Origin of the sequence: Bradyrhizobium sp. Leaf396, from assembly GCF_001424605.1 — a bacterium.
In the GTDB taxonomy this organism is placed as follows: domain Bacteria; phylum Pseudomonadota; class Alphaproteobacteria; order Rhizobiales; family Xanthobacteraceae; genus Bradyrhizobium; species Bradyrhizobium japonicum_C.
On record NZ_LMQJ01000010.1, the window covers coordinates 139102 to 159660 of the forward strand.

The 20559-nt window shown below is 63.3% G+C and carries 20 protein-coding genes and 3 pseudogenes; 17 read left to right on the forward strand and 6 right to left on the reverse strand.

Going from position 1 to position 20559, the window contains the following annotated elements; all coding sequences use genetic code 11:
* Positions 1-321 precede the first annotated feature (321 nt).
* The 9 genes and pseudogenes from ASG57_RS12065 (at position 322) to ASG57_RS38655 (ending at position 10167) form a co-directional block, all read left to right on the forward strand.
* Positions 322-909: a hypothetical protein gene (locus ASG57_RS12065; RefSeq protein ID WP_054164265.1), complete on the forward strand. Its 588-nt coding sequence runs from the start codon at positions 322-324 to the stop codon at positions 907-909.
* Between the two features lie 356 nt (positions 910-1265).
* Positions 1266-2191: pseudogene (locus ASG57_RS12070) on the forward strand (ArdC family protein).
* A gap of 1235 nt (positions 2192-3426) precedes the next feature.
* Positions 3427-4584, forward strand: a complete 1158-nt coding sequence (locus ASG57_RS12075; protein ID WP_057196416.1) for a tyrosine-type recombinase/integrase — start codon at positions 3427-3429, stop codon at positions 4582-4584.
* Positions 4571-6403 carry a site-specific integrase gene (locus tag ASG57_RS12080; protein WP_057196366.1) on the forward strand — a complete coding sequence of 611 codons (1833 nt, stop codon included), beginning with the start codon at positions 4571-4573 and terminating at the stop codon, positions 6401-6403. The genes ASG57_RS12075 and ASG57_RS12080 overlap by 14 nt, the downstream gene beginning before the upstream one ends.
* A 2-nt stretch (positions 6404-6405) precedes the next feature.
* On the forward strand, positions 6406-8292 hold the full coding sequence (locus tag ASG57_RS12085; RefSeq protein WP_152343722.1) for a site-specific integrase: 1887 nt from the start codon (positions 6406-6408) through the stop codon (positions 8290-8292).
* Entirely contained in the window at positions 8261-8722 is a 462-nt protein-coding gene (locus ASG57_RS12090; protein WP_057196368.1) for a hypothetical protein, read from the forward strand. Before ASG57_RS12085 ends, ASG57_RS12090 begins: the two co-directional genes overlap by 32 nt.
* Positions 8723-9226: 504 nt before the next feature.
* A complete protein-coding gene (locus ASG57_RS12095) occupies positions 9227-9526 on the forward strand; it encodes a DUF736 domain-containing protein (RefSeq protein WP_057196369.1) in 300 nt (99 codons plus the stop codon).
* Between the two features lie 148 nt (positions 9527-9674).
* A pseudogene (locus ASG57_RS12100) lies at positions 9675-9929 on the forward strand (DUF736 domain-containing protein); the annotation flags it as partial.
* A gap of 61 nt (positions 9930-9990) precedes the next feature.
* A complete protein-coding gene (locus tag ASG57_RS38655; protein WP_197433729.1) occupies positions 9991-10167 on the forward strand; it encodes a hypothetical protein in 177 nt (58 codons plus the stop codon).
* Here ASG57_RS38655 and ASG57_RS12110 read toward each other — a convergent pair.
* Positions 10140-10397 carry a WGR domain-containing protein gene (locus ASG57_RS12110; protein ID WP_057196371.1) on the reverse strand — a complete coding sequence of 86 codons (258 nt, stop codon included), beginning with the start codon at positions 10395-10397 and terminating at the stop codon, positions 10140-10142. The two genes, ASG57_RS38655 and ASG57_RS12110, sit on opposite strands and share 28 nt — an antisense overlap.
* On the opposite strand from ASG57_RS12110, the gene ASG57_RS38660 reads away from it, so the two are divergent.
* Entirely contained in the window at positions 10396-11043 is a 648-nt protein-coding gene (locus ASG57_RS38660; protein ID WP_200948553.1) for a hypothetical protein, read from the forward strand. The genes ASG57_RS12110 and ASG57_RS38660 overlap by 2 nt on opposite strands.
* Before the next feature lie 139 nt (positions 11044-11182).
* On the opposite strand, the pseudogene ASG57_RS36625 reads toward ASG57_RS38660, so the two are convergent.
* Positions 11183-11640 (reverse strand): annotated as a pseudogene (locus tag ASG57_RS36625) (type IV secretory system conjugative DNA transfer family protein); the annotation flags it as partial.
* A gap of 363 nt (positions 11641-12003) precedes the next feature.
* Here ASG57_RS36625 and ASG57_RS12120 point away from each other — a divergent pair.
* From ASG57_RS12120 to ASG57_RS12135, 5 genes are read left to right on the forward strand one after another with little or no spacing between them, the layout of a single operon-like run.
* Positions 12004-12810, forward strand: a complete 807-nt coding sequence (locus tag ASG57_RS12120) for a ParA family protein (protein WP_230646798.1) — start codon at positions 12004-12006, stop codon at positions 12808-12810.
* The gene (locus ASG57_RS12125) at positions 12800-13783 is read left to right on the forward strand and encodes a ParB/RepB/Spo0J family partition protein (RefSeq protein ID WP_057196373.1); all 984 of its coding nucleotides are present in this window, start codon (positions 12800-12802) and stop codon (positions 13781-13783) included. Before ASG57_RS12120 ends, ASG57_RS12125 begins: the two co-directional genes overlap by 11 nt.
* Positions 13780-14211, forward strand: a complete 432-nt coding sequence (locus ASG57_RS37680; RefSeq protein WP_156402645.1) for a hypothetical protein — start codon at positions 13780-13782, stop codon at positions 14209-14211. The genes ASG57_RS12125 and ASG57_RS37680 overlap by 4 nt, the downstream gene beginning before the upstream one ends.
* Positions 14202-14720 carry a plasmid mobilization protein gene (locus ASG57_RS12130; protein WP_057196374.1) on the forward strand — a complete coding sequence of 173 codons (519 nt, stop codon included), beginning with the start codon at positions 14202-14204 and terminating at the stop codon, positions 14718-14720. Before ASG57_RS37680 ends, ASG57_RS12130 begins: the two co-directional genes overlap by 10 nt.
* Complete coding sequence (locus ASG57_RS12135; RefSeq protein WP_244490928.1) at positions 14717-15793, forward strand: relaxase/mobilization nuclease domain-containing protein; 1077 nt, start codon at positions 14717-14719, stop codon at positions 15791-15793. Before ASG57_RS12130 ends, ASG57_RS12135 begins: the two co-directional genes overlap by 4 nt.
* A 465-nt stretch (positions 15794-16258) precedes the next feature.
* Here the strand turns inward: ASG57_RS12135 and ASG57_RS12145 are convergent, their stop codons facing one another.
* From ASG57_RS12145 to ASG57_RS12160, 4 genes are all read right to left on the reverse strand, one after another.
* Entirely contained in the window at positions 16259-17170 is a 912-nt protein-coding gene (locus tag ASG57_RS12145) for a nucleotidyl transferase AbiEii/AbiGii toxin family protein (RefSeq protein ID WP_046847888.1), read from the reverse strand.
* Positions 17160-17999: a type IV toxin-antitoxin system AbiEi family antitoxin domain-containing protein gene (locus ASG57_RS12150; RefSeq protein ID WP_046847887.1), complete on the reverse strand. Its 840-nt coding sequence runs from the start codon at positions 17997-17999 to the stop codon at positions 17160-17162. Before ASG57_RS12150 ends, ASG57_RS12145 begins: the two co-directional genes overlap by 11 nt.
* A 215-nt stretch (positions 18000-18214) precedes the next feature.
* Positions 18215-18697, reverse strand: a complete 483-nt coding sequence (locus ASG57_RS12155; protein ID WP_502686931.1) for a toll/interleukin-1 receptor domain-containing protein — start codon at positions 18695-18697, stop codon at positions 18215-18217.
* A gap of 250 nt (positions 18698-18947) precedes the next feature.
* On the reverse strand, positions 18948-19157 hold the full coding sequence (locus ASG57_RS12160; RefSeq protein ID WP_046847885.1) for a hypothetical protein: 210 nt from the start codon (positions 19155-19157) through the stop codon (positions 18948-18950).
* Positions 19158-19308: 151 nt separating this feature from the next.
* Between ASG57_RS12160 and ASG57_RS12165 the strand changes: the two genes are divergently transcribed.
* Both ASG57_RS12165 and ASG57_RS12170 read left to right on the forward strand, forming a co-directional pair.
* Positions 19309-19635, forward strand: coding sequence for a helix-turn-helix domain-containing protein (locus ASG57_RS12165; protein ID WP_046847884.1), 327 nt, complete (start codon positions 19309-19311; stop codon positions 19633-19635).
* Between the two features lie 2 nt (positions 19636-19637).
* Positions 19638-20525 carry an ImmA/IrrE family metallo-endopeptidase gene (locus tag ASG57_RS12170; RefSeq protein ID WP_046847883.1) on the forward strand — a complete coding sequence of 296 codons (888 nt, stop codon included), beginning with the start codon at positions 19638-19640 and terminating at the stop codon, positions 20523-20525.
* Positions 20526-20559 lie beyond the last annotated feature (34 nt).

Here is a 20559-nt window from a genome sequence, read left to right on the forward strand (position 1 = left end):
CGGCCACGTCACGCCCTTCCCGGCATCGCCAACCCGGCCCGCACCCTGTCGGTCCTCCCCTCGGGTTTGCTGCGGTCTGCGCCGCCGGCGGTCCGCTTCAAGGCCAAGTCGCAAGCGACCGGAGCCCGCCGATCTCGGCAAGGCCCGGCCGCGGCCTGCGCAGGGCTTTCGCCCCGCTTGTCCGCAACCGGACCTCGCTCGCCTGGCGGCCCCCGGGCCTTGAAGCGGCCCTCAATCCGGCGGCGCCCGGCGACCGCACCCGAAGGGAGGTCCGGCAGGGGCCGGATCGAACCCGGCGGCGAAACCAGGAAAGGACTGCACATGACCAAGACCGCCCGCGCACCCCGCACCAGCGCCCGCGTCGTCCCGCTCCGTCGCGGCACCACCCTCGAAATGATCCGGCTCGTTTGCCCGGATGCCGCGCAAGCCACCCGCATCGCGGAGAGCTTCGGCCTCACCGTCCTCGACAGCGACGGCATCCGCGATCTACACCAGCGGCTCATCGTCGAAACCGCCGACGCGCTCAACGAAGGCCTCAGCGAACGCGCCATGCAGATCCACCTGCAGCGCATCGTCGGGTCGTATGTCGGCTCCGCGCACGGCGCCGGGCAGTTCTACAGTCGCGCCGTCACCGAAGCGCGCGAAGCCACGGCGCGACTCGCCAACGATGCGCGCGACGCGGACCTCGATGGTCCGGTCGGCTTCGACTCGGCGGCACAGCGCAAGCGCGAGTTCGCTGCTGAGGTCGCCCTTCAAGCCCACGCGCTGCGCATGGCGGCCGAGGGCGCCGTGGCGGCTTACGAACACGTCGTCGGCGAGAGCTGGAAGCCGTTCGAGCGTCAGTCCGAGCAGCCCGGCGAGACCGTCAGCCGCAAGGCGGCAGAGGTGCAGATGGCGGCGTTCGGCTGACGCCGCTGGCGGGGCTTCGGCCCCGCCTTCTTCCACTATCATCAATTCCGGCCGGCCCCTTCAGGGCCGGCCTTTTTCATGTCGCGCGCCGGCGCCGCGCAAACGCTGCACGAGAATTGCGCAAATAGAAAATGAATCGACGTGAAGCGCCCATCGCGGCCCGTCGCGGCTTTCGGTCCATGCTCCGGCCCGCGCGGCAGCGCAACGGCTGCGCCGTCCTCCACTGACGTTCCGGTCCGGCGTCTCCGTCGTCACGCGGCACATTTTCACGACCGGATGCGCGGCCCCGCGGACCTCCGCCGCGGACCGCCGTGACGGGCCGCGATGGGCGCGGCCTCCAAACGGAGGTTCGAATCATGAGCCGGAAGGAAACCAAGCCCCGCGCCGATATCTATGCGCGGATCACCGATCGCATCGTCGCCGACCTCGAACGCGGCGTGCGACCCTGGGTCCAGCCTTGGAACGCGGCCAACACGGCCGGACGCATCACGCGCCCGCTGCGCCACAACGGCATGTCTTATCAGGGGATCAACGTCGTGCTGCTCTGGTCGGAGGCCGTTGCGCGCAGCTTCACGTCGCCGATCTGGATGACATTCAAGCAGGCGGTCGAGCTCGGCGGCCATGTCCGCAGGGCGAGCACGGCACGATGGTCGTGTATGCCAATCGGATCACGAAAACGGAAACCAATGAGCATGGCGATGAGGTCGAGCGCGCGATTCCATTCCTGCGCGCCTATGTCGTCTTTTGCGTCGACCAGATCGACAACCTGCCGGATCATTATTACGGGCGTCCGGCACCGACCGTTGCGCCGGCCCGGCGTATCGCACACGCCGACGCGTTTTTCGCCAATACCGGCGCGACCATCCGACACGGCGGCGACAAGGCGTTCTTTGCGCCGTCGCTCGACATCATTCAGATGCCGCCGTTCGAAAGCTTTCGCGACGCCGAGAGCTACACGGCGACGCTCGCGCATGAAAGCGTGCATTGGACCGCGCCAGCGCACCGCGTCGATCGCGACCTCAGCCGCTACGCGAAGGATCGCAGCGTGGCCGCGCGCGAGGAGCTGGTCGCTGAGCTCGGCGCATGTTTCCTTTGCGCCGATCTCGACATCGTGCCTGAACTCGAGCCGCGCCCCGACCATGCGAGCTACCTCGCATCGTGGCTGGACGTGCTATCCAACGACAAGCGCTTCATCTTCTCGGCGGCGGCGCACGCGCAACGCGCGGTCGCCTATCTTCACGGCCTTCAGCCCGACTCTGGCATGGTGCGAGAGGCGGCATGATGCCGTCCCGCTGCGTCGATTGCAGCGCAGGCAAGGCGCGCCGCCTTGCACATGATCGTTCTCCTTGTCTGGAAATAAACGAAGGCCCCGCCGCGCGGCGGGGCCTTCGTTGCGTGTTTCGTCATGCTGCGCCGGCGACCGGAGAGGAGCGGTCCTTCCGCCCTCCCGACCGAGCCGCGCCGAAGAGACGGGGCAGCGGCGGTTCGCGTGGCTGTCCGAGCCGTCGGCATTGCCCTGCCCGGACCCTCTGCCCGCGGCGATCGCCGGTTGCCTCGCAGATCGGCTGTCCGGTGTCTCGTGGTGGTCGGCGGCGCGAGACCTTGTGTGGTGTGCGGGTGGGTTTTTCGTCAGGTGCCCGGACATCGTTGTCGTTCGGGGTGGTGTGCCGGCCGCTCCGTCGTGTCCCCATCGTTCGGTCTGACGCGCCCACTGCGTCCTCGATTTGGCTTGTCTGACCGAAGGCCGTCGTCGCTGCGCTCCGTCTCGATCTCAAGTCCGCAACGGCCGTTCTCAGCTTTCTTCCCCTGGTCGCTGCGCGCCCATTCCTCGCGAGACAAGAAAGCCTCGCCCTGGCCGTCCTCCACTGCGTTGCGGCCCTTCGGGTGCGGCCCGATCGCCTCCGGTCAACGACAGCCATCGAGGTCGCGATGGTCGCGGCCCGAGAAACGAAAGAGGACACGAACATGGCTACCATCGGCAACTTCACCGTGAACGGCAACGGCTTAGGTTACGCGCGAGAAGGTGTCCTTTAGCGCGCTGACTGTTGCGAGTTTTGCACGCAGACGTCCGGGTCAAGCGTTCCCGCAGCGAAGCGAGGACAACGCTTGACGCGGCGGCGACACCACAAACTTTTTCGTGCCGTAGGTGAAATCCTCGAGGCNCCGGCAACGGCTTAGGTTACGCGCGAGAAGGTGTCCTTTAGCGCGCTGACTGTTGCGAGTTTTGCACGCAGACGTCCGGGTCAAGCGTTCCCGCAGCGAAGCGAGGACAACGCTTGACGCGGCGGCGACACCACAAACTTTTCATTGGGTGCAGGCGAAGTCCTGCACCCCTGCCACGTGGCGAACGGGGGGAGCGCGAGGGGGAACGCCTCGCATCTAAAGAAGACTCGCGCCGAAGGCGCTCCGCTTATCTCTCGTTACGGTGTTGTCATCTGTTAGTTCGATCGATTGGGTAAGCACGTGGAGATGTTGATTCTCTTTGCGCCTCCGGGTGCGTTGCCTCCGGAGGGCGGGATGGTTTCGATCGTGCGGGCGACCGACGGCGTTGAAGGGATTCCAGCCGGGTTTCCCATTTTACTCGACGCGCAGATGTCGATCATCGAGCCGGCTTTCAGCTATTTGCTCGAGCTCGCCACGATCCCCGGCCGTTCGCATGCGACGGAGACGCTGCGGACCTACAGCGAGCACCTGCATGACTGGTTCGACAGCTTGGAGCAGAGCGGCCTCGACTGGCGGCTTGCCGACGAAGGAACGATTGCTGGGTACCGCAACAGGATGCTGGCGGCACCGAGCCCCCATACGGGTCGCCCTTATGCCCGTTCAACCGTGAACGATCGTGTCCGGTCAGTGTGCCGCTTCTATTTGTGGGCGCATCGGCGCGGTCTGATCGACACGCTGCCGTTCGATTATGTCGATGTGTCGCTCCGGTCGTCGCGCCAGGGCATGATGGCGCATCTTGACCACCGTCGGCCTATCATAGCGGCGAATGTCCTGACAATTTCGGAAGCGGAGCGGCTGCCGCGCCCGCTGCGCGTCGATCAGCTCCAGGCTCTGTTCCACCATCTCGATCCGCCCTATGGGCTGATCGCAGAATGGGCGCTGGCGACCGGAATGCGCCGCAAGGAGTTGTGCGGCCTGAAGCTTCAACAGGTACCGGAGGTTGCCCATCTCGACATCGAGGAAGATCCGCTGGTCGGCATCCCGCTGACCATCACCAAGGGAGACCGGCCAAGGACCGTCTATCCGCCGTTGCGGCTAATCGACCGAACCCACTGGTACGCCGGAGAGGAGCGCGCCGCGCTCGTGAAGCGATTGCGCGCGGCTCGACCGCGCTATCGGTCGCCGGCGACGCTCTTCCTCAACAGCAAGGGCGATCCCATCACACGCGCAAGGCTCTCGGCGGTCTTCGGCGCTGGATTCAGGGCTGCCGGGCTCGCCGGATCAGGGCATTGGCTGCGACACACCTTTGCGATGGCGATGCTTGTCCGCCTGCAAAAGCAGGCGGCGACAACGCCTGACCTCAACCCGCTCAAGATCGTGCAGGTCCTTCTTGGTCATGCGTCGATCCAGTCGACCGCGATCTATCTGCGCTGTGTTGAGCTTCACGCGGACACACTCGCTGAGAGCCTCGCCTATCTGTATGGCGAACTGGTGCCTCATGGCCGTTCGTAAGCGGACCCCGATCGACCGCCGGTTTGCAACTGAGGCGACGCAGACGGCGGCGGTGGACTCGATAGCGCCGGCTGACACGATCATTTTCGTCGATGCCTGGGGCAACCCCGATCAGCGGTTCGATTCCGGACAGCTCGCCGGCCTGCCTGTCGATCTGCGTGACCTCCTGGTCGAGGCATTCCGCGCGCATTGCGTCGCTCAGCAATCAGCAACACGCCAGACGACATGGAGGGCGCTCCGACGTTTCACCTGTTTCGTCGTTGACGACGGCATGATCGAGACCGCGAGTGATCTCGATACCGCGGCACTTGGCCGCTATGTACTCTGGCTGAAGAAGCAAGGGGCATCGCGAGCGCCACGCGGGGCCCACGCTATCGCCTTCGACCTTCTGCGTCCCTTGCTCTTCTGGTGTCGGCGTAATCGACGCGGGCGCATAGCGCACGACCTGGAGATCCCCTGGAATGCGTTTCCGGGGCGGAGGGCGAGCCAACAGCCTCGGCGACGACTTCCCTCGAATCAGGTCAAGGCGATCCTGCGGGCCTGCTACGAGGAGATCGACGAGGCCTGGGCCCGGTTTCAGTACGGGCAGGAGGTTATCCGACGCCCCGAGCTACCGCCCAAGACCTTGCGCGGCCAGGGGCTCGACCGATGGATATGGCGCATCGGCCGGATCGACGACGGCCTCATGCCCGACACGACTGTCCTCGAGGCGCACGGGATCAAGTCCAGCACGCTGGTCCAGTACTGGGGCGGCGCTCGGACCATGGCGCAGTATTTCCATATCACCACCGACACGCTGGTTCCTTTCTTCTTGGCCATCGCCATCCAGACCGCGGCCAATCCCGAACCGCTGCGCCACATCCGTCGGGATTGCCTTGTGCCGCATCCGCTCGACGAACACCGCGTCATCGTCGACTGGAACAAGCCCAAAACGGGCGCGCGGCTTCAGAAAGCGCAGCGGCGGTCCTTCGATCGCCGTCGGCGGTATGCCGCACCCAACCTGATCGAGATGATGCTGGCGCTGACAGAACCGATCATCGCCACAGCACCGCCAAGCGAGCAAGATCGACTCTTCCTGACGCGCAGCATCCATAAGGAGCATTCGCGCCGATCGCTTCGCAGCCGCACCGGGGTCATCGAACACACCGTTCTGAGGCGTGCCATCCTCAGATTCATCGAGCGCGCCAACCAACGCATCGACGCGTGGAACACGGACCATCCGGACCAACTGCGGGAGCCGATCGCAGACTTTGCGCCGGCGTTATTTCGTGGAAGCGTGGCGACTGAGCACTACCGCGCGTCGGGCGGAGACGTTCTCGTCGCTCAATCGATCCTGAACCATGCCAGCGTCGCAACAACAGAGACCTATCTCAAGAGCGAGGAGACGACCCGCCTCCAGCGCCAGACGATCGCGCACCTGCAAGAGCAGATGATCAACTGGGTGCTCGGCCCCGAGCGCGACACGCCTCCGCCGGCCTTCGGGAAGCTGCGCGCCACCGCCCCTTTCGGGCACGACTGCCTGGCTCCTGTCGCTCCCGGCCGAGACGGCGTCGATCGCCTCTGCCCGCAGTTCGGCGGCTGCCTCGCTTGTCCGGGCCTCGTCGTCCCGATCGATGTCGGGCATCTGGCGCGCATCCTCGCCGCTGTCGATCGGCTCGAAGAGGCTCGTAAACGGCTCGATCCGAAGCGCTGGAGCCTTCTCTATGCCCCGTCGTGGCGCATTCTCACCCAGGACATCCTCCCGGATTTCCCCGCGAACATGCACGAGCCCGCCCGCAAGCTCGCTACCGGCATGCCGCTGCTCCCGGAGTTGGAATGACTATGCCGGCACAATCAGAGCGGCTCCATCGTTTCGATGCCGCGCAACGCGTTTCGTCACGATCGATCTGGACCGATGCGCAATGGCATTTCGACCATACGCGGGCCGATCTGCGTCGTCACCAATTTCGCGTCGATTGGGCATTCGAGCTGCCGGACGGCAGTCGCTTCACCGATCCGCGATGGCATCGGTGGCTGGAGGATGCCCGCACCTTCCTATGGTCGCTTCGCGTCGATCCTCCTGTCGGTCGCCGGCAAGCTCAGGCCAGATCGCTTGTGACAGTGGCCGTCCAGCTGCGCTTCCTGATCCGATGGATGGCGGGCCGGGGCATGCACGGGTTCGACGAGTTGGACACCGATACGGCAAAAGAGTTCATGCGATCCGTCACGGAGCGACGCGGCCATGCAGGCATGCCGCTCCGACCGGGCACCCGTCAGGCATACGCCAATCTATTGATCGGCCTCTTCCAGCAAAGAGCCAGACTGGCCTGCCCACCGAGCGAGCATCCCTTCGCCGATGAGCGCGCTAGCCGGTTCTCCGGCTTCGGCCGCCAGACCATCCAGCGCTTGCCCCACACGCCGGACGACATCGCCGTTGCGCTCATCTCGGCAGCGATCCGGCTGATCGGGCAACCAGCCGCCGACGTCATCGCGCTGCGCGACCGCGTCGTGCCGTTTCGCAAGGACGATCCTGGCCCAACGCCTTTCGCCCACCGCCAGGCCGTCCGTGCGCTCGTCTCCTCGTTCCGCTTTTCCACGATCGAGGGCGAGGAGGTCGCCTGGCACCCTCCGTTGACCCGCACAAGGGAGTTGCGCCTGCTGATCAACCGGATTCAGGAGGCGTGTTTCGTCACCATCTCCTATCTGGTCGGCGCGCGCGTGTCAGAGATTCTCTCGCTTCAAGCGAACTGCGTCGAAGAGCGCCCATCCGCCGATGGCGCCGAATCCTTTAGCTATCTCCGCGGGCGGATCTTCAAGACCGCCGGCACTGACGCCGGAACGCCGCATCTCTGGCCGGCGCCGGCACCCGTCCTGCGCGCCGTCGAGGTCCTGCATCATCTGTCGGAGCCATTTCGCGCTGAGACAGGCCGATCGGAGCTCTGGCTCTCCCTCGCTGGCAGGGGCGTCGTCGACCGCCGCCCGCCGGAGGTCCCGACCGGCTGGTCTCTCATCATCCGGCTGAACCGGAGGTTCGCTCCCTTCATCGATCTGCCTTGTCAGGGTGACGGCACGCCCTGGCACCTGACCACGCATCAGGGGCGCAAGACTTTCGCCCGCTTCGTCGGCAAGCGCGATCGCACCGGCCTGCACGCTCTCCAGCATCACTTCGGGCATGTGACCCGCATCATGACCGACAGCGCCTATGTCGGTACCGATTTTGATCTGAGCGAGCTCGTGGACGCACAGACCCTCGAAGAGACGCGCTTCGCTCTCGAGGAGCTGCTCACCGCCTCGCGCCTCGCCGGCAATGGCGGGCGCCGTTTGTCCTCGCGATCGCGTTTCCGCGGCCGCACGCGCGACGGCGAGCTCGCCGCCTACATCAATTTCCTGATCGAAGACAGCGGCATGCGGCTCGGCGTCTGCGATTGGGGGTATTGCGTCTACCGTGTGGAGACCGCCGCCTGCATGGGCGACAATCGTGGTCCGAACGCGCTCTGGCGCACCCAGAGCACCTGCGCAAGCTGCGCCAACTTCGCCGTCACCGAGCGTCATCGCCCGGTCTGGCAGGCACGCCTCGACCGCAATCTGGCGTTGATCGCCGATCGACGCCTCGACGATCCAAGCCTCGCGCTCGCCAACACGCGCATCGCCGAGTGCCAACGCATTCTGTCCGATCTTTCCGCCGCAGGAGAAGGCCATGCCCAAGAGATCCACCGCAAATCCGGATGATCGGCGCATAAAGGCCACGGCGGAGAAGCTGCGCGCGGCGCTCGATCGATTGACGAATGGATCCTCAGAACAACCCGCCGCTTCGATCCGACGTTTGACCGTCGCTGCGCTCGCGCGCGAGGCGGGCGTCGGCCGCAACGCCATCTACGCCAATCACCGTGACATCCTCGACGCCCTCATCCGAGCCCGCCGACGGCAAAGCGTACCTGATCGGATCACCACCATGGGCGACACACTCGTCGAACAGCGTGGTGTAATCGACAACATGCAGCAGCAGATCCGGCAGATCGTCACTGAGAATGCCGGCCTCCTCCAACGCGCCATCGAGGCGGAACGCCGTGCCGAGAGGGCCGAGCGCCGCAGCGCCCACTTGACCAAGGAGATCGTTGTCCTGCGCGGTCCCGCAGTGCTGCGAACGTCGAGCGAATGACCTCGTGCGTCGCGGGTGCCGTTCTCGTCGCGGCGGATTCACGAGCATTACCTTGGATCCGCTCCGAAGCGGCGGTATCACGGCGCCATCTGCACGAACAATCGAGCCTTCTCCGTTGGATCGGGGTCGCGGGATCAACCCGCCGTACCTTCGATCGCGCTACTGTTGCCGCGGTGATGTCGCCGTCGCGGCGGTAGTGAGGGCCTTTGAGCAATGCTCTCCTGTTGGGTTGCTTAGCCCACGTCCATACCGGCCTTTTTCTGGGGGATCACGCGCCACAATACGCTCGCTGCGCTCGCCGACCTTTACCCGCAATGGCTCGTTCGCGATCTTCTTCCCCTGCCGCCAAGCGGCGGCATTCCTCGCGAGGCAACAAGATCGCTCAGCCCGCCATCCTCCGCTGACGCTGCGGGCCAGAGGCTGCAGGTCGGTCGTTGCGGCGCTCAAAGATCGCCATCAAGGCCGCGATGGTCGCGGGCTTGGAAACAGCAACAGGAGATCACTATGGCTCAGATTGGCACCTTCACCCGCGCCGAAGACGGCTCATACACCGGCACCATCAAGACGCTCTCGCTCAATTTCAAGGCGCGCTTCCTTCCGGCCGAACCCTCTGAGAACGAGAAGGCTCCGAACTTGCGCGTGGTGGTCGGTAATGTCGAGATAGGTGCCGCGTGGCAGCGGACCTCCAAGGACAACAACACCGTCTACCACTCGGTCAAGCTCGACGACCCGTCCTTCCCGGCGCCGATCTACGCCAACCTCGTCGCGGTCGATGACGGCTACGCATTGGTCTGGTCGCGCTGATGCGGCCACCGCTCGGATGCGGCGCCCCATCTCGGGGCGTCGCAAATCCGACAACAGGACACTGTAGAAGTGTCCTTCAGAAAATGTCGCTATCGGATCAACCGCTTCATTTCAGAAAGACGGTTGCCAACTGACCTAAAACGGCTTCACCCTCAACCTCAACGTCAAGGCCAAGCTGATCCGCGTCGAAAATCCTTCGGACAAGGGACCGCACTTCCGCATCTACTCGGGTAACGTCGAGTTGGGTGCGGCCTGGCAGAAGACCGCCAAGGACACCGAGCGCGACTACCTCTCCGTCAAGCTGGACGATCCGAGCTTCCCCGCTCCGATCTACGCCACCCTGACCGAGGTCGAGGGTGCGGAAGGCCTCCAACTGATCTGGTCCCGGCCGAACCGGGACTGAGCCTCCCAAGAGGGCTCCGCCGCGAGGCGGGGCCTTCTTCCCTTTGAACGGAGAGAAGATCATGACGGTCGACGTTATCGAGGAACTGCGCGCCGAGCTGCGCGACTGCCTGTTCAGCCCCGCGGAGCGCAAGGCGCTCGAAGCGCAACTCGCCGAGCTGATCCGGCAACGCACCCAGCCAACCACGTTCGGCGACGCATCGCCCGCCGATCAGCGGTTTTGCACCGCCGGGGCATAGCCCCGGCGTCGCTTTGTTCGCTCGAGCCAGTCAAACGCCTCGTCGGCTCTCGCGCTGTCGTCGAAGGTTTGCATCATCGTCTGACCGCTCGTGCCGATCCGGCCCCAGTTGCGGACCACCGCCACGCCGCCGAACAGGGTTGGCTGCAAGGACAGAAGGTAGAACCGCCGCATATTGCGGGCTGCGTCGACACGACGAAGATGGACAGGGTCCGGCGGAAGCTGAGGCATGCAGCGATTCTTCCGTCATCTGGAATCTGTGTCCAATTGGATTGTTGAATCGAACAAGGGCGATCGATTCATTTTCCTGATAGGTCGATTGCAGGTGCACGCGCGATCCCTCGATGGGGGCTGTTGTAGCGGCGCCGACGACGAGCATCAGCCATTTGGCGTGTCGGTCCGGCCAGATTCAGCTCCCATTCTGGCCCGTTCTCTGGCATTTTCGGTCCGATCAGAGGACGCCATGCCGAGCCGGATTCCACTCGACCCGAAACTGCCCAAGGCCTTTGACGCGACGCCGAACGAAGCGCGGAGCAAGGCACAGCTCGATCAGTGGTGGGATCGTCCCTACGGCCTCACCCGTCCGGATGGTCGCATCGAGGTTCGGTGCCTGAACGGCGGAGCATGGGACCGCTCGACCCATCTTGGCATTGCGGATGACTATGATGCTGCCTGCGCGTTGGCCGAAGCCAAGCAGGCCGAATGGCTGCGGTTCCGCGAGCACCCCCGTACCTGTCTTGACGAAGGCCGGGTCACGGTGATCCGGCAGCCGCAGCGGCCCGACGAGGAGATGCTGGAACTCGCTTCGTTCGCGACGGCGGAGGCGGCGACCGAGTACCTGCGCGCCAATTTCCCGGAACCATCTTCCTCGCGATAACCGCTCCGAGGGCATGGGGCGAGCCCCTTCGGGGACGGCTCTACTCGCGCCGCCAACGCGGCGCTCCCGGAGCCCGCGCGCGGTCTCCGCGCATGCGCGTGACGATCCTCTCGCGGGCCTCGGACACATCTTGCGATCCTCATTCAAGTCCCGGAGCCTTGTTTCCGGTAGAACCTCGCCATCTGGTTCTGACGCGCCGACATGCAGGCGTGCGTCGGTGAAAACAGCGGCCGCATCGCAGCGGCGGCTTGCCGGCCGTGAAGATGATCTGTTCGTCGGTTCGCATGCGCAGCTTCGTGCGGCATGATCAGCGGGCGGCGGGCGAGTTGCTTCTATCGTGTCCGCGACGAACCTGACATTTGCGAGGACTGGGTGAGCCGATCGACCTCCAAGGTCGCGTCGCCGCGGGCATCGATATAGGCCGCTGTCTCGGGATCGTTGATCGCCGAGAACGAGATCCAGGACGCCGCTTTCGAACCATTTGCTCGTCGCACCGCGGCCGCCATAAGCTTCGCGCATCTGGCCGATCGACTGGTAGAGCATCAGCAGGTTGATGACGTATTTGCGCCCGAGGGCGCCGCGCGTTTCTAACCGCCGTCCAGGTTTGGTGGGCGTCGGCTCCGACTCGTCTTCCCACACTATACGGAGATTGCGAGGTGGCGCTGCCTCAGAACGTGTTGGTTTGAACCAACACGGCTAGGGGCACACGCATTTGGCTTTCGTTGTCTTGCTTCAACTCCGGTGTGCGCCTGCCCAATCGATGCGAACTCATTTCGAGTGAGCGCCTCGTTCCTATGTGGCTCGGCCCACCTGACTCTTCTGGCAGGGGATTTTGTGCCTGGCTTTCAGGATCCTGCCGCGTGCTGGTTCGCAGTGGGCGTTGGTTCAAACCAACACCCAGGATGAAGAGGCCGGTTTGATCAGGACCGCCCCGGCAGGCGAAGCACGGTCTGGAGGAACATGGATGAAACGGGCGCAGATGGTTGCACCAAGGTCGACCCGGTGAACACGATCGTCATCAACAACCAGAAGGGCGGCGTCGGCAAGACGACGCTTGCCGTGCATCTGGCCTGGTTTATGGCGGAAGCGGGCCGCCGGGTTCTGATGATCGATGTTGATGCGCAGGGCAACGCGACCGACACGCTCAAGCAGCATAGAGGGTCAATTTCGGCGGCGGACCTCTTCAAGCCGGCGACCCGGTTTGTCGCTGGCGAAAACAACGGCATCACACTGGCGCCGGCCGACAGCTCATTGACGGATATCGATCGCGGCAATGCTGCAGCTGTCTTGACCCTGCAGCAGAATCTCGCCGATGCCGCCGCCCGGTTCGATGTTTGCGTGATCGACACCCCGCCATCGCTTGGCCTTCGCAGTGTCGCTTGCCTGGTCGCCGCCTCGCACGTGTTGGCGCCGATTTACCTGGAAGATTATTCCGTAAAGGGCGTCAAAGCCCTGATGCAGACCGTGATCGGTGTGCAACGACGCTACGGTCGTCAGGACACGCGATTCCTCGGCCTGCTGCCGTCGAACTTTAATACCAAGTCGCCGCGTCAACGAACACACTTGGAGCAGTTGTTGCGCGAAGCGGGCAAGTACGTGTTCCCAGGCCAGATCGTTGCACGGGACGGCTATGCCGAAGCCGTTGCGGAACGGGTGCCGGTGTGGAGCTTGAAGCGTCGCTCGGCGCAAGAAGCCGGTCGGGAAATCCGTGCGGTTCTCGCTAAGATCGTAGAACGGCTCGATCAGGAGACGACGAATGACGCTTGATTTCAGCTTCAAGGAGCTCGTCGACGTCGCGGCAAACCCTAGCGCAGCAGCCGGGCGGCCGCTCTTGGTCGCGATTGATTGCATTGACGAGGATCCCGATCAACCACGCCACACCTTCAGCGAACAGGAACTGGAGGAGCTCTCCCAATCGGTTGCCGAACATGGCGTGCTGCAACCCGTCGTGCTTCGCCGTTGTAGTGAAGATGGACGCTACGTCATCGCCATGGGCGCGCGCCGGTACCGCGCTGCGCGGCGCGCAGGGCTGCGTGAAATTCCCGCCTTCGTTCAAGACGTCGCTTCACCCGACCGATACGCTCAGATGATCGAGAATATCCAGCGCGATGATTTGCGTGCGCCTGAGATCGCCAGGTTCATCGCAGACCGATTGAACGCCGGAGATACCCAGGCGGAGATCTCGCGCAAGCTCGGCAAGCCAAGAGACTGGGTATCGCGTTACGCGTCGGTTCAAGCCATGCCGGACTTCCTTCGGGCGCGCCTTGAGGGCAGCTCGATCCGTGCTCTTTATGAACTCTACCAGGCCTGGCGCACGCATCCTGACGAGATCGAACGGCGATGCGCGACGCAGGACAGCTTTACCGACGCACAGGCTCGACAACTGGCCCGGGGCGTTCGCGGGGAGGGCGGCCGCGCCAATCCCCGGATCGAATTTCCGGTTGGGCGACCTCGATCCGAAAACTCCGATCCCCTCCCGGAAGCGGTGCTTCCGCGCAACGCTGTGAAAGACCGCGAAGCGGCAACGGAGGATCAGCCAAAAACTCGCGTCGTTTCACAATCGAGATCGGCAGCATCGCTGGCGATCAGGGTTCGGTACCAGAACCGGCTCGGACAGCTTGTTGTCGATCGGCTCGCGACGCAAGGCTCACGTCACGCTGTGGTGTTGGTCGACGGCGCGGACCACGAACAAGAAGTTCCAGCATCGGCGCTTACAATCGAGGAGATCCTGTCGAGATGAACTCGTTCGACACTTTCGCTGCCGCGGCGGCAGACTATCGATGCGCGCTGGCGGAGCGACTTTCCCATCCGAAGGATGGCGCGTTAGCGCAGCAGCCGAAGGCCGAACGCGCTTCCCATAGCGCCGTAGAGAGGCCGCAGGCTGCTGGAAAGTCGCGGTCCACAGTGGCAGTGTCAGTTAGTGCCTTCGTTTCCTCGCTTGCCGGCGGATCGGTATTCGCGATGGCTACTACGCCAGGCGAGCGCCGCGAGCAGAATTCGGCGCAGAGGGCAGGGGCCCTCGATCGCTTTGCCTTGGCGAGCGCTGAATGCGGAGAGTGTTGGTTTGAACCAACATCTAAGGGCAAAAATTTTTGCTTTCTAGTGCAGGATAGGCTTCGCGCCAGCGATGTATTACATCGCAATTGGGATTGGAGCGCATGGCTCTGATCTCGCTTCGCGTCTCCGACGAAGTCGCGGCGCAGTTCTCCGCTTTTGCGGCTACCCAGGGCGGCAAATCCGCGCTGCTGCGGCGTCTCATTGCTGATGCACTAGCTGCACCAGAGCCGCGCATCTTCGCGTTGCCGGTCGGACGGCCGGAAAAGGTGACGGTGCGATTTCGCGAGAGCGAGATGCGGCAGCTCGCGGAAGTTTCACATCAGCGTGGCATGACCCGCACCGGCTGGATTGCCGCGTTGGTGCGCTCGCGGTTGGGATCGCCTGTGCAGCATTCCCCGGACGAGCATTCCGCGCTCCGCGCGGTCGTTCGCGAGCTCAACCAGATCGGGGGAAACATCAACCAGATCGCGCGTGCCGCAAACATCAGTGTACTGCAGGGCAGGGCGGTTGAGCCCGATCTGTCCGCAATTCAAGAGGCCAAATGGGTCATTGAAAGAGAGCTCGCGCAATTGCGTAACGCGTTGAATGGCAACGCGGATTATTGGGATGGGCGGCGATGAGCCGACGCGCCGCGCCGCGGCCGGCCGACCTGACCTCCGAACTTCCGCCGATCTCGTATGTCTGGGAAACGCCCAATCGGCGCCCACGACGGGCCGAGTGGGATATCCCCGATCCGGCCGGTCCTAGCCGCCTTACGCCGGCGATGCGTGCAAAGCTCGAACGCATCGTGCGCCGAGCACCAGAGGTGATGGTCAAGATCACCGGTCGCACCAAGGGCGTGGCGCATCTCAAGTCGCACCTCTCGTACATCACGAGAAACGGCGAGCTCGATGCGGAAACAGAGCAGGGCGCGACACTGGCGGATCGTTCCGGATTGAAAGATCTGCAGCAACGCTGGGAGGATGATGCCGGTCTCGACGACAAGCGCCGCCGCGATGGGTCACTCTCGGTCAACATCATTCTGTCGATGCCGGCTGGCACCGATGCCGTCGCAGTCAAGGATTCAGCCCGGGCATTTGCTACCGAGACGTTCGGCTACAATCACGACTACGTCTTCGTCCAGCACCTCGACGACAAGCATCCCCACGTGCACTTGACCGTTCGGTCCCTGGGTCATGACGGCAAGCGCCTCAACCCGCGCAAGGCGGATCTGCAAGCCTGGCGAGAACGGTTTGCCGGCGAACTCCGGCTTCGCGGGATCGCGGCGGAGGCAACGCCGCGGCGTACCCGCGGGCGGGTTCGAAAGGCCGATCGCGGCGCGGTGCTCGCTTTACGCAAGCGAAAAATCACGCCCGATGTCGATCGGCTCGCTCGTAAGGAGGTGATTTCGGAGGTTAGGGGCGGCAGTACTGCCAAACATCCTTGGGACGAGCAGACCAAGTCACGTCAGGACGCGATCCGGCGGCGATATCTCGACTATGCTGCTGAGCTGCAGCGCTCCGGCGTGGCAGCGGATCACGAGTTAGCTCGCCAAGTTCGGCAATTCGTCAACGACATGCCTGCCGTCGAAACCCGCCGTCATGCGCTGAAGAATGAGCTTTCGGAGCTTGCCAGCAGCCGGCGTCGCGGGGCAGAGCAGGCGGGCCACGTTGACCGGCGCGATTACAAACGAGACGGTGAACGAACAAGATAATTGGATCCGAGGATGATCTGGGCTCCATCAGCTAGCGAAACGAAGATTCCCGCGAAGTGCCGCTGCGAAGTCCGAATATCACCGATGCGCAGCGGGAGGCGAAACGTCCAGGTTGCATCCGTCGAAGTGACCGCCGTCGCTGAATTCGGTACAAGGTTGTGGGCTGTGGATCAGCATCAGGTCAATGTGATCCATGCCAAGCGTCTTCAGCGATCCGTCGATGCGACCCCAAGCCTCCGCATAGGACTTGGATTCGGCGGCGAGCTTGGTGGTGAGATGAGGTTGGAGCGCGGAAGACCGCTTGCCCGCATGCCTTCGCCGAAAGACGCGCATCAACGAAAAGCCGTGGGGTTTCGAGAATTGGTGGCGGCGGGACATGCTGATTGCGCTCGGCAAAGACGTGTGACGCACGTCCCGATCGATGTGAGCTGAAGGCTTCGAACAATCAGGTGCGGCAGCGAGCCGCTATACGCCGAGCGCTTTTTCCAGCGCGGCTACGAGCGCCTCACGTTTTTCCTTGGAGAGCTTGTCGAGATTGAGCTGGCGCCATTTGACGGCCGGAAGATTGGGCACCCCGGGCAGCCCTAGCAGATCCCACTCCGGCATGCCCTGTTCGAAGCTGACCAGAAATTTCCGGTGCGCGTCCGGCATGTCGCCCACGATAGCCTTGATCATCACCTCGCGCGTCTCTTCCAGTTCGGCGAGGGGGACGGGCACTTCGGTCATCCCGACGAAGCCGTGTTCGTAGTCGTCCTTCATGTCCCGGCGCGGTGGATCGAGGACTTCCGCCATCGGTCGGTGATGGCTGAGCATGTACACGACGAAGGCCTTTCGCAGATCGTCGGTGATGCCCTCGTTGGCGAGCAAAGCGCGCACGTCGAAAAAGTCGCGCGGATGCTGCCGATCGAGCGCCGCGACCAGCTTTCCGGCATAGAGGTCGGCGTGCGAGACGACTTGGATTTCAGCGAAGCCGAATTCGTCCTCGACGGTCGCGGTCACGGATTGCGTTTTCGCGGAATAGACGCAGCCGCGAAGGACCGGCGTCACCTCGATCTTGACGGTCGCGGCGCCGAGCTGGACGAACAGCTTGTTGACGCGGCGTTCGGCCGAGCCTTCCGTGACCTGGCACCCGGCGATTTGCGCCTTGATGCGGCCGGCGATGCGCCTGAGCGCGGCTTCGATCTCCTTGAGCGATTGGTCGCGCGGCTGCACCGGCAGATAGGTGAGGTCGATATCGACGGACAGGCGGGGCAGGTCGCGGACGAAGAGATTGATCGCGGTCCCGCCCTTGAGCGCAAAGCAGTCTTCCTGCGCGACCAGCGGGACGACGCGGATTAGCAGAGTGACCTGTCTGCGATACTGGTCGCTAAACGGCATCGAGCCCTTTCGGCACGGTGATTTGATAGGTGCGGTCGAACACGCCACCTTTGACCAGCATGCGCTTGCCGCTTCCGAGATCGACGTGATCCTTGTTTATCTTGTTTTTCCAGGCATGCGAATGGCGATCGGCAAAGAAGAAGAACAGCCGCTTGGCCTTCACGCTTTGGCACGCCTTCAGCAATGTCTGCATGCGCCTGGGGCTTAGAGTCGAGAGGCTCTCGACCAGCTTGTCCACGGCCTCGAAGCTCTCGTGATCGGGAAGCTCGTCGAGCACTTCGAGGAGCGCCCGCTCCGGCGAAGAGATCACCAGCGGCCAGCGCCATTGCCCCCATGACTGGATGACGAAGCCCTTTTCGGCCGCTTCCTTCTCGGCCGCGACGTTTGCGCGGTTGAGATCGCCTTGGGGCGGCAGGCTCGCTTCCGGCGAGAAGAACCTGGTGCTGTTGTGGAAGACGAAGTGGACGGAGAGGGGAAGCTTCGAGAGCCAACCGGGTGGCGCGGATGGTCCGTAGAGGTGCACCTGTTGCGTGACGCGAGGCAGGTAATGCTCGTAGCCTTGAAGCGCCAGCGCCGTTCGCCCGCCGACGGCCAGCGGCGTGCGGTAAAGAAGTGTCTGAAGGGATATGACGGCCTGCTCCCAGCTCAAGGCGCCGCGCGGCTTCCGGTACACACGGCCGGCCGGCCGTTCGAGATAGCCGGCCGCGACATACTTGCTGACCAAACTGGTGGAGTAGCCGTGCTTGCTCAGCCAAGCCGCGTCAACGAGCAGCCCCTCCGGGAGATCCCGGCGGAGGTGGTTTAGCTTTCCTAGTAATTGCGTCGCCATACTACGTAAAATAGCGAGTTTTCAAACCAAGCGCGAGTTTAAGTTTTAGGCGATTTACGTAGCTATGATACGTGAAATTAATATTCCGTAAACCGGCCCAGCGGCCCCAGTACCGTGTGATTTCGTAGTGCTCCACGGGCCTGAAGGCCTAACCGCAGCCATGTCAGCGCGCGCACTGCTTGTGCGAATTCCGGCCGGCCGCTTTGGAAATCGCGCTAAGGGAGGGCAACTAGCTCGGCGAGTTTGGTGGCGACGTCCGCCATCGACTCTTCTGCAGTGTCGAGACCGGTCCGAGAGGCAAGCATAGGGCTGATGTTCCTGAGAGCTTCATACGTCGTCTGGTGGACAACGGGAACGATGCGCGCACCGGCGAGCAGTACCGAAAGCTCCTTGTCGGCGATGCTCTCTTTTGGGAGGCGTTGCAGCAACGCAGGGGTCACCAATACGATCCCAATCCGCGAGTTCGCCAGGCCCTTGTCGATGGCGCGCATCAATGGAACGCCAAGGCCAACGTCCTTTTCGCTGAACCATACTTTGACGCCTCGTGCCTCAAGCAGATCGTGCAATTGTTTGGCTGCGCCCTGCCGGTCGTCCCACGCATGGCAAAGAAACATATCTCGAAGGTCAAGGGTCGCTTGCTTCTCAACGGCCTCGCGGACTGGAGTGAGCTCGCGCACCTCGGTCGGCGTGTACAGCACGGATGAGCCGGGTCGCGACCATCTGGCCCTTACGCGACTGCCAGACCCACCGCCGCTGCTTCGGCCGCCCGAGCTGCTTCCTGACGAAGAGTACGACGGGGACGAGTAGTAAGATGGGGGCGAGTACGAGCTGTAGCTGTGGCCACCGTAGCGGCGCCCCCAACTTCCCCGGCATGCCGGGCAGTTCGCCGCAGCGCTGGCTGAGCGATGGCCTTCTACTGGTGCTGTGCATCTAGCCACGCTGCGTCTCCTACTTGCCTTTGACAATCTGCGACAGCGATGCGCCGCCCATGCGTTCACGCAGCATGTCGAGGCGCATGTCGCTGCGGACGCTGGGCGCGAAGTCGGGCCCGTAGGTCTTGCGCAGAGTGCCCACGAGGGTGTCGCCACGCTTCTGGCGAATCTCGCCATCCTGGTCGCGGCAGCGATCATCCAGGCCGCTATTGCAGTGCTTAGTCATCGAAACTGATCCTTTCTATCCCCGACACTGAGTCGACGATTCCGTACAACTATATCTGTACAGTTTGCGTCCCGTCAACTGGTGTGGTACAAAATCGTCTGATAGCGGCGCGGTCCTAAACCGCGCCGTTACGATTCGACGAGAGGTCTGAATGGCGCTGGCTTCAAAAATCAAAGAATTAAGACTCAAAAAAAAGAAGTCACTTCAAGATGTTGCTGATGAGGTCGGCGCGTCGAAGGCGCACATTTGGGACCTCGAGACCGGCAAGAGCAGCAATCCGTCCATCGAGCTTCTGACCAGGCTGGCGAAATGCTTCGACGTCAGCGTCGCCGACTTGATCGGCGAGAATCCGACAGGCGAGGGGGCCGATCCGCAGGTCGTGGCCATGTATCGTGAGTTGAACGAGCTGAGTCCTGCCGACCGCCAGGCCATTCAGGCCATGATGGATCACCTGAAGAGCCGCAAGCCCAAGGGGTAGCCATGAAGATCTCGCGGATGGACTTGGCCGACACGGGCTCACCGATGGGCCTCGTCACCAAGATACTGTCCGTCGAGAAGGGCCTGCCGATACCGGTGCCGATTGAAGAGCTGGCCAAGCAGCTCGATATCGAGAAGATCGCGCCGCTTGAGACCGAGGGCTTTGAAGGCGGCCTTGTGACCGACGACGCCCGTTCGACTGGCTTCATCCTCGTCAACCGCGCGGCGCCTTCTGGGCGCCGCAGATTCACCATCGGGCATGAGCTGGGGCACTTCTTAATTGTGTCTCACAAGCCGGTAGAGCCCGGCAAATTCCTTTGCTCACGGGCCGACATGGCAAAATGGTCGGCCGACCAGGGCGACCGCTATGCTCGCATGGAGGCCGAGGCGAACGAGTTCTCCGGCCTTCTCCTGATCCCGCCGCCGTCGCTGCGGAAATTCATCCCGAAGGGTGATCCGACGCTTGCACACATCCCTCTGGTCGCGAAACATTTCGACGTCAGCAAAGAGGCGGCCGCCCGCGCCTACGCCCGCTATCACCCCGAACAACTGGCCATCGTGGTGATCAAGGACGGCATCGTCCGACGCGCCCACAAGGGACCGACATTCCCATGGATTTCGGCAGCCTACGGCAAGCCCGTGCCGCGGGCATCTAGCTTCTACGCGAAGGATGTGCGCCAGCGCGTCGCCAGCGAATTGTCATCGATCATTCCCGAGCTTTGGGTCGACCTCAAGCAAGGGCAACGGGCGGAGCTCTTCGAGCAGGTGTATCCTCAGCAGGACGGATATGCGCTGTTGATGCTCTGGCTCGAAATCGAGGAGGCCGAAGAGGCGGATGATGACCGGACGTCGACGCAGCGCTTCAGAGATCAGCAGGCGCGCTGGCGCTAGTCGCATTTGCGATTTTGCGATGTTCGGCTTCATC